The organism is Lentzea cavernae, from assembly GCF_014653695.1.
GTDB classification, from domain to species: domain Bacteria; phylum Actinomycetota; class Actinomycetes; order Mycobacteriales; family Pseudonocardiaceae; genus Lentzea; species Lentzea cavernae.
The window spans coordinates 95,590-110,235 of record NZ_BNAR01000020.1 but is presented as its reverse complement, the minus strand read 5'-3'; the positions used below and the strand labels follow the sequence as shown (position 1 = coordinate 110,235).

The 14,646-nt window shown below is 71.5% G+C and carries 15 protein-coding genes; 10 read left to right on the top strand and 5 right to left on the bottom strand.

Annotated elements, in window-relative coordinates:
- Position 1: 1 nt before the first annotated feature.
- Genes cofD through IE307_RS40245 form a run of 3 tightly spaced genes read left to right on the top strand, consistent with a single transcriptional unit; the run spans position 2 to position 2,794 of the window.
- Entirely contained in the window at positions 2–955 is a 954-nt protein-coding gene (cofD, locus tag IE307_RS40255) for a 2-phospho-L-lactate transferase (protein ID WP_191304736.1), read from the top strand.
- Positions 948–2,270 (top strand): coenzyme F420-0:L-glutamate ligase, encoded by a 1,323-nt coding sequence (locus IE307_RS40250; RefSeq protein ID WP_229905540.1) that lies wholly within the window; start codon positions 948–950, stop codon positions 2,268–2,270. Before cofD ends, IE307_RS40250 begins: the two co-directional genes overlap by 8 nt.
- Positions 2,267–2,794, top strand: a complete 528-nt coding sequence (locus IE307_RS40245; RefSeq protein WP_191304734.1) for an NUDIX hydrolase — start codon at positions 2,267–2,269, stop codon at positions 2,792–2,794. Before IE307_RS40250 ends, IE307_RS40245 begins: the two co-directional genes overlap by 4 nt.
- On the opposite strand, the gene IE307_RS40240 is transcribed toward IE307_RS40245, so the two are convergent.
- On the bottom strand, positions 2,791–3,672 hold the full coding sequence (locus IE307_RS40240; protein WP_191304733.1) for a DNA-3-methyladenine glycosylase family protein: 882 nt from the start codon (positions 3,670–3,672) through the stop codon (positions 2,791–2,793). The two genes, IE307_RS40245 and IE307_RS40240, sit on opposite strands and share 4 nt — an antisense overlap.
- Positions 3,665–4,732 carry a mannose-1-phosphate guanylyltransferase gene (gene manB / locus IE307_RS40235; RefSeq protein ID WP_229905539.1) on the bottom strand — a complete coding sequence of 356 codons (1,068 nt, stop codon included), beginning with the start codon at positions 4,730–4,732 and terminating at the stop codon, positions 3,665–3,667. Before manB ends, IE307_RS40240 begins: the two co-directional genes overlap by 8 nt.
- 101 nt (positions 4,733–4,833) lie before the next feature.
- On the opposite strand from manB, the gene IE307_RS40230 reads away from it, so the two are divergent.
- A complete protein-coding gene (locus IE307_RS40230) occupies positions 4,834–5,241 on the top strand; it encodes a hypothetical protein (RefSeq protein ID WP_191304731.1) in 408 nt (135 codons plus the stop codon).
- 56 nt (positions 5,242–5,297) lie between these two features.
- Here the strand turns inward: IE307_RS40230 and IE307_RS40225 are convergent, their stop codons facing one another.
- The 3 genes from IE307_RS40225 to IE307_RS40215 all read right to left on the bottom strand — a co-directional run bounded on the left by IE307_RS40225 (position 5,298) and on the right by IE307_RS40215 (position 8,387).
- On the bottom strand, positions 5,298–6,149 hold the full coding sequence (locus tag IE307_RS40225; RefSeq protein WP_308436436.1) for a glycosyltransferase family 2 protein: 852 nt from the start codon (positions 6,147–6,149) through the stop codon (positions 5,298–5,300).
- Between the two features lie 58 nt (positions 6,150–6,207).
- Positions 6,208–7,335: a glycosyltransferase family 4 protein gene (locus IE307_RS40220; RefSeq protein WP_191304769.1), complete on the bottom strand. Its 1,128-nt coding sequence runs from the start codon at positions 7,333–7,335 to the stop codon at positions 6,208–6,210.
- Between the two features lie 68 nt (positions 7,336–7,403).
- Positions 7,404–8,387 (bottom strand): glycosyltransferase family 4 protein, encoded by a 984-nt coding sequence (locus tag IE307_RS40215; protein WP_191304729.1) that lies wholly within the window; start codon positions 8,385–8,387, stop codon positions 7,404–7,406.
- A 20-nt stretch (positions 8,388–8,407) separates the two neighbouring features.
- On the opposite strand from IE307_RS40215, the gene IE307_RS40210 reads away from it, so the two are divergent.
- The 6 genes from IE307_RS40210 to IE307_RS40185 are packed head-to-tail and all read left to right on the top strand — an operon-like array spanning position 8,408 to position 14,466.
- Positions 8,408–9,322 (top strand): glycosyltransferase family 2 protein, encoded by a 915-nt coding sequence (locus IE307_RS40210; RefSeq protein ID WP_229905538.1) that lies wholly within the window; start codon positions 8,408–8,410, stop codon positions 9,320–9,322.
- Entirely contained in the window at positions 9,319–9,837 is a 519-nt protein-coding gene (locus IE307_RS40205; RefSeq protein WP_191304728.1) for a hypothetical protein, read from the top strand. The genes IE307_RS40210 and IE307_RS40205 overlap by 4 nt, the downstream gene beginning before the upstream one ends.
- On the top strand, positions 9,834–10,385 hold the full coding sequence (locus IE307_RS40200; protein ID WP_191304727.1) for a hypothetical protein: 552 nt from the start codon (positions 9,834–9,836) through the stop codon (positions 10,383–10,385). The genes IE307_RS40205 and IE307_RS40200 overlap by 4 nt, the downstream gene beginning before the upstream one ends.
- Positions 10,386–10,388: 3 nt before the next feature.
- Positions 10,389–12,875 carry a glycosyltransferase gene (locus IE307_RS40195; RefSeq protein ID WP_229905537.1) on the top strand — a complete coding sequence of 829 codons (2,487 nt, stop codon included), beginning with the start codon at positions 10,389–10,391 and terminating at the stop codon, positions 12,873–12,875.
- Complete coding sequence (locus IE307_RS40190; protein ID WP_191304726.1) at positions 12,876–13,967, top strand: glycosyltransferase family 4 protein; 1,092 nt, start codon at positions 12,876–12,878, stop codon at positions 13,965–13,967.
- On the top strand, positions 13,960–14,466 hold the full coding sequence (locus IE307_RS40185) for a DUF6000 family protein (RefSeq protein ID WP_191304725.1): 507 nt from the start codon (positions 13,960–13,962) through the stop codon (positions 14,464–14,466). The genes IE307_RS40190 and IE307_RS40185 overlap by 8 nt, the downstream gene beginning before the upstream one ends.
- The last annotated feature ends 180 nt before the right edge of the window (positions 14,467–14,646 follow it).

The following is a 14,646-nucleotide window of genomic DNA, read 5'->3' as shown; positions in this document are numbered from 1 at the left end:
CGTGAAGGTCGTAGCACTCGTCGGCGGGGTCGGCGGCGCGAGGTTCCTGCAGGGACTCAAAGCTCTCGGAGCTGACGTCACGGCGGTGGTGAACACCGGCGACGACGTGTGGATGCACGGGCTGCGCATCACGCCCGACCTCGACACCTGCATGTACACGCTGGGCGGTGGCATCGACACCGAACGCGGCTGGGGTCGCGAGGGCGAGTCGTGGACCGTCAAGGAGGAGCTCGCCGCGTACGGCGCCGAGCCGACGTGGTTCGGCCTGGGCGACCGGGACATCGCGACGCACCTCGTTCGCACCCGCATGTTGCGCGCCGGCTACCCGCTGTCCGCGGTGACGGAGGCGCTGTGCGACCGGTGGAAGCCGGGCGTGAGGCTGCTGCCGATGTCGGACGACCGCGTGGAGACGCACGTCGTCGTGGAGATCGACGGTGAGACGAAGGCCATCCACTTCCAGGAGTGGTGGGTCAAGCACCGGGCCGGTCTGCCCGCGAAGTCGTTCGCGTACGTCGGCGCCGAGACGGCCACCGCCGGTCCGGGGGTGCTGGAGGCGATCGGCGAGGCCGATGCCGTGGTCCTGGCGCCGTCCAACCCCGTGGTGAGCGTCGGCACGATCCTCAACGTGGCCGGCGTGCGCGACGCGCTGCGCAAGACCGAGGCCGGTGTGGTGGGCCTGTCGCCGATCATCGGCGGGAAACCGTTGCGCGGCATGGCCGACGCCTGCCTGGACGCGATCGGCGTGGAGACCTCGGCCGAGGCGGTCGGGCAGCTCTACGGTTCCCGCAAGTGCTCCGAGGACGGCATCCTCGACGCGTGGCTGGTGCACACCGGCGACCGCGCGGACGTGCCCGGTGTCGCGGTGCGCGCCGTTCCGCTGCTGATGTCCGATGTGGACGCGACGGCGCAGATGGCCCGCGCCGCGCTGGAACTGGCCGGAGTCGAAGTTGACTGACCACGCCGCGGCGGCGCTGGAGCTGCTGCCGGTCACGGGCCTGCCGGAGTTCCGCCCCGGCGACGACCTGGCCGGCGCGATCGCGGCGGCCGCGCCCTGGCTGCGCGACGGCGACGTGCTGGTCGTCACGTCCAAGGTGCTGTCCAAAGTAGAGGGACGGCTCGTGCGCGTGCCGGCCGATCCGGAGGAACGCGACAGGATCCGGCGCGAGCACGTCGACGCGGAGTCGGTGCGGGTGCTCGCCCGCAAGATGCGCACGCTGATCACCGAGAACAAGCTCGGCATCGTGCAGGCAGCGTCCGGAGTGGACGCTTCGAACGTGGCGGGCGACGAGATCGCGCTGCTCCCGGTCGACCCGGACGGTTCCGCCGCTTCGCTGCGCGCCGCGCTGAAGTCGTCGCTGGGCGTCGAGGTCGCCGTGGTGATCACGGACACGATGGGCCGCGCGTGGCGGATGGGCCAGACCGACGCCGCGATCGGCGCGTCCGGCATCCGCGTGCTGCACGACTACGCCGGTGCGGTGGACGAGCACGGCAACCAGCTCGCCGTGACGATGGTCGCTGTCGCCGACGAGATCGCGGCGGCCGCGGACCTGGTGAAGGGCAAGCTCGGCGCGGTGCCGGTGGCGGTGCTGCGCGGGTTCGACGTGGTGGACGACGGGTCCACGGCCCGCGACCTGAACCGGCCGGTCGAGGACGACCTGTTCAGCCTCGGCACGGAGGAGGCGCTGGCACGGGGCCGTTCGGAAGCCGTGCTGATGCGGAAGTCCGTGCGGTTCTACTCGGACGAGCCCGTCGACCTCGCGGTGCTCCGGCGGGCCGTCGGCGCGGCGTTGACCGCGCCCGCGCCGCACCACACGAAGCCGCTGCGGTTCGTGCTGGTGCGGGAGAAGCGCGCGGAACTGCTGCAGGCGATGCGCGAGCAGTGGGAAAACGATCTGCGGGCCGACGGGTTCACGCCCGAGCAGATCGCACGGCGGGTGCGCCGGGGCGACCTGCTGGTGCAGGCGCCGGAGATCGTCGTGCCGTTCCTCGTGCGCGACGGGGCGCACACCTACCCCGACGACCGGCGCGCGGCCGCCGAGAAGACGATGTTCACGATCGCCGGCGGCGCCGCCGTGCAGGGCCTGCTGGTGGCGCTGGCCGCCGAGGGCCTGGGCTCGTGCTGGGTGTCGTCGACGATCTTCTGCGCGGACGTGGTGCGAAACGTTCTGGGCGTTCCGGGCGACTGGGAACCGTTGGGCGCGGTAGCGGTCGGCCACCCGGTCGAGCCGCTCGTTCCGCGCGAGCCGCTGGAAGGGCTGATCGAACTGTGACGCTGCACGCCGACGCCGTCTCGACGCTGAGCCGGTTCCCGGGACAGGACGCGCTGAAGGAGGCCTACCTGGGCTTCCTGGCGGCCCGCGAGGACGCTTGCCAGCGATCTTGCGAGCCCGGGCACATCACGGCCTCCGCTCTGGTGCTGGACGCCACCGCGGAGCACGCGTTGCTGACACTGCACCCGCGCGTGGGCCGGTGGTTGCAGCTCGGCGGTCACTGCGAGCCAGGGGACGCCACCCTGGCCGACGCGGCCCTGCGCGAGGCCACGGAGGAGTCCGGCATGCGCGGCCTGCGCATCGAGCCGGCGCCGGTCCACCTCGACGTGCACCCGATCACGTGCTCGCTCGGCAAGCCGACGCGGCACTTCGACGTGCGCTTCCTGGTGCGCGCGCCCGTCGGCGCGCAGCCGGTGCGGTCGGCCGAGTCCGTCGACCTGCAGTGGTGGCCGCTGGATTCGTTGCCGGACAACGTCGACGACCTTCACCCTCTGATCGAGAGCGCTCTCGCGCGCCTCCGCTAGAACCTGCGGTAGTCGCGCGGCGAGAACCTCGGTGCTCGCCGCGGCCGCGTCAGACCGGCCGCCAGCAGGTAGCAGACCGCCCGGTGGCGTTGCGGCGTGTAGGGCTCCAGCAGTTCCATCATCCCGTCGTCGTCGCCGGGTGTGCCGGTCAACGCCCACGTGACGTTCTTCGCGACGTGGTAGTCGCCCACGCTCACGGCGTCAGGATCGCCCCAGGCCCGTTGGGCCACCTCGGCCGACGTCCACACGCCGATGCCGGGCACCTTCTCCAGCAGCTCACGGCTGCGCATCTCGGCGGCCTTCTCCAGCCGGTGCGCGACCTGGGCCGCGTTGATCAACGTCCGGCGGCGTGCGCCGTCGAGCCCGCACTGGTGCCATTCCCAGTCCTGCAGGCCCAGCAACCGCTGCGGTGTCGGGGGGACCTTCAGCGCCTTCGGTCCGGGAGCGCTCTCACCGAACCGCCGTCCCAGCTCGCGCCACGTCCGGAAGGCTTCCAGGCCGGTGACCTTCTGCTCCAGGATCGAGGCGAACAGCAGGTCCCAGACACGTCCGGTCGCCCCGAGCCGCAGCCCGGGCCTCCGCCGGCGCGACTCGGCGATCACGGGGTGGTGCGCGACGAACTCGTCCACGGGGTCGTCCGCGCCGAGCAGGGCGGGCAGGCCGTCCAACAGCCACGGCCCGCCCTCACCCCACGCCTCCGCCACCACCTCGGCACCGGCACGTGTGATGTGCAACGTGCCGGCGCCGCACGGTGTGTTCGCCGCGAACCAGACGCCGCCCTCCGCACTGAAGGACGGGTCGCCGGGTCCGCGGCGCAACGTTCCGAGCACCGCGCCCAGGTCCAATGGGAACGGTGGGGTCCAGGCTCTGCTAGGCATCCGTCGAGAAGCGCACGCCGGCCTCGGGCAACACCACACCCGGCCACACCCGCGCTCCCCCGATCAACTCGCACCGCGCGCCGATCACCGCGGAGTCGCCGACCACGGCGTCCCTGAGAACCGCACCGGCCTGCACGAGCGCACCGGCACCCACGATCGAACGCTCCACAACAGCACCCTCACCGACGACAGCGCCGTCGAACAGGATCGCGCCGTCGAGCACAACACCGTCCGCGACCGTGCAGTTCGCACCGACCGTGCTGCCACCTCGGAGGGTCGCACCCTCGTGCACAGCAGAGCCGTCGAGCACCAAGTAGTCGCCGGGCTGTGCAACTGCGGCAGACGGAGCAACGCCGCGCACCAGGTCCGCGGACCCCTGCACGAACGCCTCCGGCTTGCCGAGGTCCAGCCAGTACGTGGCGTCCACGTGCCCCTGCAACCTCCGGCCCGCCTCGAGCAGCCCGGGGAACGTCTCGCGCTCCACCGACACCGGCCGCCCGGCGGGAATCGCGTCGATCACCTCACGCCGGAACACGTAACAACCGGCGTTGATCTGGTCCGTCGGCGGGTTCTCGGTCTTCTCGAGGAACGCCTGGACGCGCCCCTCTTCGTCCGTCGGCACGCACCCGAACGCCCTGGGGTCCGCCACCTTCACCAGGTGCAACGTCACGTCCGCCTCGTGCTCGCGGTGCGTGTCGACGATCCCCGTCAGGTCGACGCCCGACAGGATGTCACCGTTGAAGACCATCACGTCGGGTTCACGCAGCTTGTCGGCCACGTTGCGAATCGCGCCCGCCGTGTCCAGCGGCACCTCTTCCACCACGTACTCGAGCTCCAGCCCGAGCCTCGACCCGTCCCCGAAGTACTCCTCGAACACCTCGGCCTTGTAACTCGTACCCAGCACCACGTGGGTGATGCCGGCCTCCTTGATCCGCGACAGCAGGTGCGTCAAAAATGGCACCCCCGCGGTCGGGAGCATGGGTTTGGGGGCGGACAGGGTCAGCGGGCGAAGGCGGGTGCCCTTGCCCCCGACCAGCACCACAGCTTCGACGCCGTGCACCTTTTTCCTCCTCCGCGTTACAGCAAGCCGTTCGACGGAATACTCTGACACGAAGCAGATCGTCATATGGGATCTGGTCCCGGCAAGGAGCTAAATCCGACATGGACCCCCGCGACCGGGCCGACGCCATGCTCGCCCGCGCCCGCGCACGTGGGCGGAACATCGTGACGCCGGACAACATGACGTCCCCGATGGACTCCTCGGACACGCAACAGATCCCTCGTGCCCTGGTCAACGCCATGGACCCGCGCCGAGACCCGGACTCGACCATGATCCTGCAGCCCGCCCAGATGGGCCAGCAGCAGCACCCGCACCAGGCGCCGGGCGCGCCGATGCCGACCCAGCCGATGGCGGCGCAGCACAAGCCACCGCAGTCGATGCCCGCGCAGCAGGCCCCCAAGGACGACGCGGAGATCACACAGGTGGTGCGGCCGGGTGTGATCCCGACCGTGTCGAACCACCAGCAGGCGCGCAACACGCTGACGCAGCGGCTCAGCGGCGACATGTGAGTCCGGGCACGCGCCCGCGGATCAGATCCGCGGGGGCCCGGGAACCAGCGGCCGCGTCAGGACTTCCGGGTGAACGCCCACACCCGCAACCCCAGCCCGGCCTTCAACGCCAGCCGGAACGGTGCCCACAGCACCCCGGTGTGCCGATCGGCCAGGTACCGGTACGCGCTGCGGTGGTGCTCGCGGAGCATCCGAGCGGAGGACCGACCGGTCGAGTGCCCCCCGATGTGCGTGACCTCGGCGTCTGGGACGTAGACGTTCAGCCACCCGGCGGCGGAGACCCGCTCCCCCAGGTCGACGTCCTCGAAGTACATGAAGTACCGCTCGTCGAACCCGGAGACCGCGTCGAAGGCCTCACGCCGCATCAGGAAGCACGACCCGGACAACCACCCGGCGACGCGCTCGACCGGTGCGATCTCCTGCCGGTAGGCCCTGGTCCAGGGGTTCGACTTCCACACGGCGCCGAAGACCGCGTGCCCGACCCCGCGCCCGATGGAGGGCAGCAGCCGGGCGGACGGGTAGACCTCGCCGGAGGGCTCCCGGATCAGCGGCCCGAACATCCCGCCCTTGGGCCACCGCTCGGCGGCCGCGATCAGCGCGTCGACGCTGCCGGGGGCGAACTCGATGTCGGGGTTGGAGATCAGCACCCACCCGACGTCGGGGCCCAGCGCGGCGACACCGCGGTTGGCTCCGCCGCCGTAGCCGAGGTTGCCGCCGGTGGACACGAACGTCACGTTGTCGCGGGACGCGGCCACCTCCTCCGGCACCCCGTCGGTCGACCCGTTGTCGGCGAGGATCACCTGCACCGGTCGGGAGGTGGCCTTGTCGAGGGTGTCCACAAAGGGAGCCAGCGTCTCGCCCGGCGAGTACGTGACCGTCACGACACCAAGTCCGTCGCCGTAGTTCACGCGCGTCACCCTAGCGCCGCCTGGCAGAGCCGCTGACGACGCATCACGCCGAGCCGGTTCACCGGCGCTGGCGCACCAGGGCCGCGCGCTCGTAGGCCAGGCGGTGGCGGTCCGCGCTGACCGCCCACGAGAAGTCCTTGGCCCGCTGCTGCCCGGAGGCGGCCAGCGAGGACCGGCGAGCCGGGTCGTCCAGGAGGTCGGCGATCGCGGCGGCGATGTCACCGGCGCCGACACCGCAGTAGGCGACGGCCTCGCCGCCCACCTCCGGCAGCGACAGGCGGCGGGTGGTGAGCACGCAGGCGCCGCACGCCATGGCCTCCAGGACGGGCAGGCCGAAGCCCTCGCCCAGGGACGGGTACGCCACCAGCTGGGCGCCGCCCAGGAACCCGGCCAGCTGTTCGAACGGCAGGTAGCCGGCGCGGATCACGCGGATGCGGTGCGGGACGGAGTCGAGGGCGCGCTCGACCTGGCTGTCCCAGCCGGGCTGGCCCGCGAGCACCAGGGCGGGCGGGTCGGCGCGGCCCACCATCGCCTGGGCGAAGCCGCGGATCAGCGCCGGGACGTTCTTGCGCGGTTCCAGGGCGCCCAGGAAGGCCACGTAGGGCATGTCCCCCAACGAGAGCGAGCGCCGGACGGCCGTGACCTCGTCCGGTGACGGCGGGTGGAAGCGTTCGGTGTCGACGCCGTGCTGGGCGATGTGCAGGACTCGGCGTTCGGCGCCGGCGACGCGGACCAGTTCGTCGGCGGTCGCCTGGGACGGGACCACGCACAGGTCGGCGCGCTTGAGCGACGCCCTGGTCCAGGCGCGGAAGAAGCGGGCCTTCACCGAGGAGTGCAGGACCGGGTCGGTGAAGAAGGTGGCGTCGTGCAGCGTCACGACCGAGGCGGCCTTGCCGGCCAGCGGGAGCGTGTAGTGCGGGGAGTGCACGACGTCGACGCCGAGCGTGCGGATCAGGCGGGGCAGCGTCGTCTGTTCCCAGGCCAGGCGGGCCGTCCTGGTGGCGACGGCGTCCGCCGCCCTGACCACGCGGGCGTTCGGCGCGATCTTGGTGAACAGCTCCTCGTCGCGCGGCTGGCAGACGACGGAAAGTCTGGCTCCGTCGGCGTCCAGCGCCGCGACGAGCGAATCAACGTAACGGCCGACGCCACCGCGGTCCGCGGGGATCGCGGTGGCGTCGATCAACACGCTGGGTTCGGCGGTGGGCACGATCAGCTAGCGTAATGTCATTTGCTTTTGCGTCTAACGGGAATGCACTAATCCGGTCGTACAGCGTGGGTGCGCCAGACACCCTGCGCTGTCTTTGCCCAGGTGAACTCACTCGCGCGGGTGATCCCGGCCTCGACTGTGTGATCAGGATCCGCCATGACGGCACGCAATCCTTCCGTCAACGAGGCCAGATCGCCGCGCCGCACGACGGTTCCGGCGCCGCCCGCGACCTCCACCAGTGCCGGGTCGTCGGAGTGCACGACGGGCACGCCCGCGGCCATGGCCTCCAGCACCGGCAGGCCGAACCCCTCGGCGAGGCTGGGCGCCGCCAGCACGGTCGCGCCGGCGAGCGCCGAGGCGAGCCGCGCGTCCGGGACCCTGCCGAGCAACGTCACGTGCGGCGCGCGCAGGTCGACGTCGCCCCAGCCCTGCGGACCGACCACGACCAGCGGCACCCCCAGCCGTTCGGTCGCCCGCACCAGCAGGTCGAAGCCCTTGCGGGGCTCGATGGTCCCAACCGCGAGCACGTACGACGGGGGCAGGTCTTCTGCCGGCGCACCGGCCAGTCGCGTCACGCCGTTGGGCACGACGTGGACCGGCACCTCCACCCGCACACAGGCTTCCAATTGAGACGCCACAGCGGAAGTCGGCACCACGAGAGCGCGCGCCTCGCGGGCCGCCCGCGCGATCACCTTGCGGTGCCAGGCGACTCCGCGCGGCGTCAGCGTCTCCGGGTGCGTCCACGGCACCACGTCGTGCACGGTGACGACCGCGCCGGGCAACGGCGCGAGCGGCGTCGGGGCGTGCACGTGCGGGCCGAGCTTCGGCGGGAGGCCGCGCTCCCACAACGCCACCAGCGCGCGGCGCGGCACCCTGATCACGCGGTCGGCGCGGGCGGTCGCCGCGGTCACCACGGACCACCCCTGCGGCGCGGTCTCCCGCAACGCCCGCAGCAGCTCCGCGGTGTAGCGGCCGGTGCCGCCGGGGACCGGGGCGTTGAGTTGCTCGGTCAGCACTACCAGCTCTGGCACGTCGCGTACCGTCTCACGCCGTGTCGGCAGTCAGCACCGTGGTGGTCGTGACGTGGCGCGGCCGTGACCACGTCACGGCGTGCCTGGACGCCCTCAGGGCCCAGAAGAGTCCACATAGGACGATCATCGTCGACAACGCGTCCGACGACGGCACGGCCGAGCTGATCGCCGCGCATCCCGGTGGGCACGAGGTCGTCAGGCTGCCGCGCAACCGCGGGTACGCGGGCGGGCTCGCCGCCGTCCTCGACATGGTCGACACCCCGTACGTGGCGTGGCTCAACGACGACGCGGCGCCGGACCCGTCGTGGCTGGCCGAGCTGGAGAGCGCTCTCGCGGGCGATCCCGGAGCGGCCGCCGCCACCTCCTCGATCCTGCTCACGGACGGTTCGACGCAGTCCGTCGGCGTGGCGCTGACGGCCGACGGCCACGGCAGGGACGTCGTGCTCGCCGGGCGCGAGGTGTTCGGGTTCTGCGGCGGAGCGGCGCTCCTGCGGACGGCGGAGCTGAAAGCGGTGGGCGGCGTGCCCGCGAGCTTCTTCTGCTACTACGAGGACACCGACACGGCCTGGCGGCTGCGGCTGGCCGGGCACCGGGTGATCTCGGTCGGACCGGCGCGGGTCCGGCACAAGCACGGCGCCAGCACGCGTCCCGGCTCGGCGCTGTTCCACCGCTGGAACGAGCGCAACCGCCTGCTGATGCTCCTGCGCTGCGCCCCCGCGTCCGTCGCCCTCACCCAGTTCGCCCGGTTCCTGGCGATCACGGCGCTGCTGCCGTGGCGCCGGAACGTCCCGGACGCCGCCAACTTCCGGCTCGGACTGCGCACCCGCGTGATCGGGGAGGTGCTGCTGAGGCTCCCGGTCACGCTCTGGCAGCGGCTGAGGGTCAGGACCGGGGTGTCGCGCAGGAGCGTCTGGCAGGACTGGGCAGGCCGGTGAAGGCGGCCTGGCTGCTGATCGCCGGTGGCCTGACCGCGCTGGCGCTCGGCGTCGGCGCGAGCGCCACGCTGACCCGCGGGCTGGTGTTCATCGCCCTGCTCGGCGGCCTCGCCTACGCCCTGGGCGTCAGCGGCCTGTCCCAGCGCAAGTGGATCGCGCTGCCCGCGTTCGTCCTCGGGCTCCTGGCGCCGTTCCTGCTGACGTTCGGCGTGCACAGCGTGCTGATGCACCGCGTTGGGCACGTCGAGCGCTGCACGGTCACCGCGAAGGACGAGCGGCCGTTCGCCAAGTACCCGAGCGTCGACTACGTGCTGGCCTGCCCCAGCGGCGAGGTCGAGCTGGACCGCGACTGGAACGACCGCCTGAAGACCGGCGAGGCCGACGTCCTGCTGGGGCCGCCGCTGCTGCCGGACTGGGCGGACAGCACCCGATGGAACCTCCTCCTGGTCACAAGCGTCCCCGGAGCGATGATTCTTCTCGTTCCGGTCGCCTGGGCGCTCAGGAAGCAGCCGTGAGGCGGCCGTTGCCACTCGTGGTGATCGGGCTCGCCGCCGTCGCCGCCGCCGTGGTGCTCGGTGCCGTGGTGCCCGAGCAGTACGAGCTCGCGGTGCTGGTGCCGTGCTGCCTGCTGTCGATCGCGTTCGCCTGGGGCCTCGGCAAGCTCGGGCCCGCGTGGCTCGTGCTGCCCGCGTTCATGGTCGTGATCCCCGGCACGGCGGTGCTCGTCGGCGACGGTCACCGCGCGTTGATGGACGTCCTCGCCACGCCCCAGACCTGCGAGGTCACCGGCGTCGAGGACGTGCCGGGACCGGACAACCCGGTGTTCGCGCACCGCGTCACCTGCCCCGGCGGCGCCGAGCTGCGCATCGTCGTGCGGGGTGAGCAGGACAAGAAGGTGCTGCCCGGCCCGGCCACCGTCCTGCGGCACCCGGTGATGCGGCCGCTGTTCGCCGAGCGCAACGACTGGTCCGCCGAATGGGTCTTCGGGGTACCTCTCGCCGTCCTGTTGCTCCTGATCTGTGCAACCACACTGCGGGCGCGCAGAGTGATGAGGCAGGCTTAGCGCGTGGATCGAGCCTCACTGCCCGTCGTGTCCGTCGTCGTCGTGAACTACAAGGGCGCGGACGACACCATCACCTGCGTGCGCGGGCTGGCCGAGGTGGACCACCCGGCCGAGCTGCTCGAAGTGATCGTCGTCGACAACGAGGCGCACGACACCGCACGGCTGAAGGCCGCGCTGCCCGGCGTCAAGATCGTCACCTCGGAGCGGAACCTCGGCTTCGCGGGCGGCTGCAACCTCGGCGTCGAGCACTCCACGGGCGGCGTGCTCGCGTTCCTCAACAACGACGCGCGCGCGGACCGGAACTGGATCAAGGCCGCGATCAGGGTCTTCCACACCGAACCGGCGGTCGCCTCGGTCGCGAGCAAGGTGCTCGACTGGGACGGCGAGAAGATCGACTTCGTCGACGGCGGGCTCACGTGGTTCGGCATGGGCTACAAGCGGCACGCCGGACAGCCCGACGACGGCAGCCACGACGGCCCGAAGGATGTGCTGTTCGGCACCGGCAGCGCGATGTTCGTGCGGGCCGAGGTCTACAAGGAGCTCGGCGGGTTCGACGAGCGGTTCTTCATGTTCTACGAGGACGTCGACCTCGGCTGGCGGCTCAACCTGCGCGGCTGGCGGGTCCGCTACGAACCGGCGTCGCTCACGTTCCACCGCCACCACGCGTCGATGAGCTCGATCGACCACAGCCGCGAGCTGTACCTGCTGGAGCGCAACGCGCTCATGTCGCTGTACAAGAACTTCTCCGACGAGACGCTGGCCAAGGTGCTGCCGGCCGCGCTCGCGCTGTGCGTGCGCAGGGCGACGGCGCGCGGTGAGATCGATCCCACGCAGCTGGAGATCACCCGCCGCCCGGCCGACCCCGCGGCCGACCGCGAGCCCGTCGCGGTGTCCCGCCAGGCGCTCGCCGGGTTCCTCGCAATCGACCAGTTCGTCGAGGCGATGCCCTCGCTGGCCGAGTCGCGCAAGAAGGAGCAGACCGCGCGCCGGATGTCGGACGTCGACCTGGTTCCGTTGATGCGCAAGGCTCTCGAGCCCGCCTACCCCCTGCCGCGCTACCTCGCGGCGCACGACATCCTCGTGGACGTGCTCGGCCTCGACGACGTGTTCGGCAAGCCGCGCAAGATCCTGGTGATCACCGGCGACGCGATCTCGGAGCGGATGGCCGGTCCGGCGATCCGGGCCTGGCACATGGCCGACGTGCTGTCCGGCGAGCACCAGGTCCGGCTCGTCACGACGAACCCGCTGTGCGCGCCGCCCGAGGCCCCGTTCGCCGTCGAGCGCGCCCGGCAGAAGGAACTGCCGGCGCACGTCGCGTGGGCGGACGTGGTCGTGCTGCAGGGCCACGCGCTGGAGATGGCGGGCGAGGTGAAGAAGCAGTCGTCGACCAAGATCGTGGTCTGCGACATGTACGACCCGATGCACCTGGAACTGCTCGAACAGGGCAAGGACAACGCGGACGACAAGCGCGCCCTCGACGTCGAGGCCGTCACCAAGGTGCTGAACACGCAGCTCGAACGCGGCGACTTCTTCCTGTGCGCGTCCGAACGGCAGCGGCACTTCTGGCTCGGCCACCTGGCGGCGCTGGGCCGGCTCACGCCCACGTTGTACGACAACGACCCCACGACGGCGTCGCTGCTCGGGATCGTCCCCTTCGGACTGTCGGGCAAGCCGCCGCAGCGCACCGGTCCGGCGATCAAGGACGTGGTGCCGGGCGTCACGGACGCGGACAAGGTCGTGATCTGGGCCGGTGGCGTCTACAGCTGGTTCGACCCGCTGTCGCTGATCGAGGCGATGGGTCACCTGAGCAAGCGGCAGCCGTCCGCGAAGCTGTACTTCCTCGGCATGAAGCACCCGAACCCCGAAGTACCGGACATGGACATCGCCGGCCAGACGCGGACGTTGTCCGCACAGTTGGGGCTGACCGGCGAGAACGTGTTCTTCAACGACGGGTGGGTGCCCTACAACGAGCGGCAGAACTGGCTGCTCGACGCGAACTGCGGTGTCACCACGCACTACGAGCACGTGGAGACCACGTTCGCGTTCCGCACGCGGGTGCTCGACTACCTGTGGGCGGGTCTGCCGATCGTCACCACGTCCGGCGACTCGTTCGCGGACCTGGTGCTGCGGGAGGGTTTGGGCGTCGTCGTGCCCCCGGAGGACCCGGAGGCGCTGGCCGACGCGCTGGAGAAGGTGCTCTACGACGAGGAGTTCGCGGCCGCGTGCCGCGAGCGCATCGCCGTCGTACGCGAACGGTTCACCTGGGAGACGGCACTCGCGCCACTGGCCGAGTTCTGCCGCAACCCCAGGCCCGCCGCGGACCGTCTGCCCGGTTCGGCCCCCATGGTGCGCACACCAGGGCTGAGCACGGCGGACAAGGTGAAGCGGGACCTGCTGCTGGTGCGCGAGTACCTGGACGCGGGCGGCCCGACCGAGTTGGCCAAGCGGGCGACGGGGCGCCTGCGCAAGATCGCGCGTGGCGGTAGGTAAATGGCGAGATCCCCGAAACCCCTCAAGGTGCTGCTCGACGGCACCCCCCTGCTCGGACACCGCACCGGGATCGGGCGGTACACATCGGCACTGGCCGAGGAACTGGCCTCGATGTCCGACGACGTCGACGTGCGGGCGGTGGCGTTCACGTTGCGCGGCTGGCGCGCGTTGCGGACGGTGCTGCCGCACGACGTGACGGCGCGCGGTCTGCCCGTCGCGGCACGGGCGCTGCGCCAGATGTGGCTGCGCGCCCCGTTCCCGCCCGTGGAGATGCTGGCCGGGTTCACCGACGTCATGCACGGCACGAACTTCGTGCTGCCGCCGACGGTGCGGGCCGGTCGCGTGGTCACGATCCACGACCTCGCGTTCCTGGACGCTCCCGGTGACCTGCCGCCGTCCGACCGCAGACTGCCCGAGCTCGTCCGGCTCTCGGCCCACCGCGCCGACGTGATCTGCACGCCGACCGCGGCCGTCGCCTCCGTGGTGGCGGACCGGTTCTCCGTGCCGCTGGACAAGATCGTCGTGACACCGCTGGGCGTCGACCCCGCCTGGTTCGCCTCCCGCCCGCCGACGCCGACGTTGCGCGGCAGGCTGGGGCTGCCCTCGGAGTACCTGCTGTTCGTGGGTGCGGCCGGACCGCGCAAGGGCTTGCACCACCTGGTCGAGGCGCACGCGTCCGACCCGTCGCTGCCACCGCTGGTGATCGTCGGGCCCGGCCGGTCCGGTGTGGACGGCCGGGTGCTGCGGACCGGGTACCTGTCGGACGTGCACCTGCGTTCGGTGGTGGCCGGGGCGACGGCGCTGGTGCTGCCGTCGCGCGACGAGGGCTTCGGCCTGCCGGTGCTGGAAGCCCTGGCCTGCAACGTGCCCGTGGTGTGCTCGGACGTACCCGCGTTGCGCGAGGTCGCCGGTGGGCACGCGTTGCACGTGCCGGTGGGCGACGTCGAGGCGCTGGCGGACGGCTTGGCTCAGGCCGTTGCGGCGCCGGCCACTCCGGAGGCCCAGTCCGGACGGCGGGCGCACGCGTCCGGGTTCACCTGGCGGCGGTGCGCGGAGAAGACGGTCGAGGCGTATCGGCGCAGCCGTGCCTGAGTTGCACCTGATGTTGTTGCACGCGAACTTCCTCCGCGAGCCGTGCCTGGACGAGTTCGTGGCCGAACTCAGCGAGAAGGCGCTCACGAGCACCGACGCCGAGATCGACGCACTGCTGTCCGGTGGTTGGCGGGAGAAGCTCGTCGGCTCGTACCTGGCGGGGTTCGCGCGGCGCACCGCGTTCCGGGACCGCATCGGCGCGCTCCTGGTGGAGAGCCGCACCGCCTACGCGGGCCAGGGCTACTGCTTCGCCCTGGCCGCGTTCGGGGGCACGGACGACGCCGAGTGGCTCGCCACCCATCTCGACAGGTGGCTGCCGGAGTTGAACCGCCAGTACGACCAGCCGTGGGCGATGGGCGCGTTGCTGCACACAGATCCCTTGCGCGCGCAAAGTTTCACCGACGCCTGGAATACCTGGCTCACCAAGGGCTGTCATGGCCACGGCTATCCCGGTCTCACCGATGAACGCGAGACGATCGCCCGGTTGTGCTCGCTGTAGGGCGTCAGGAAACCCTGACGCCCCAACGTGTCACCGAGAGTGCGGCCTCGTCGGGTGCTTGTCGAGCTGGCTCAGCGACACCTGCCGCGAGCCCGTGACAACAGCAACGCACTTCAGAAAGCGCTGCCGATCGGAATCCGTTGTCGCGGGACGCTGCGGTTCGCGCCCGGAATCGAACAT

Excerpts from the sequence above, each read along its gene's own strand:
- IE307_RS40240 (WP_191304733.1), bottom strand. The coding sequence starts at position 3,672 with ATGCCTAGCAGAGCCTGGACCCCACCGTTCCCATTGGACCTGGGCGCG.
- IE307_RS40230 (WP_191304731.1), top strand. The coding sequence starts at position 4,834 with ATGGACCCCCGCGACCGGGCCGACGCCATGCTCGCCCGCGCCCGCGCA.
- IE307_RS40190 (WP_191304726.1), top strand. The coding sequence starts at position 12,876 with ATGGCGAGATCCCCGAAACCCCTCAAGGTGCTGCTCGACGGCACCCCC.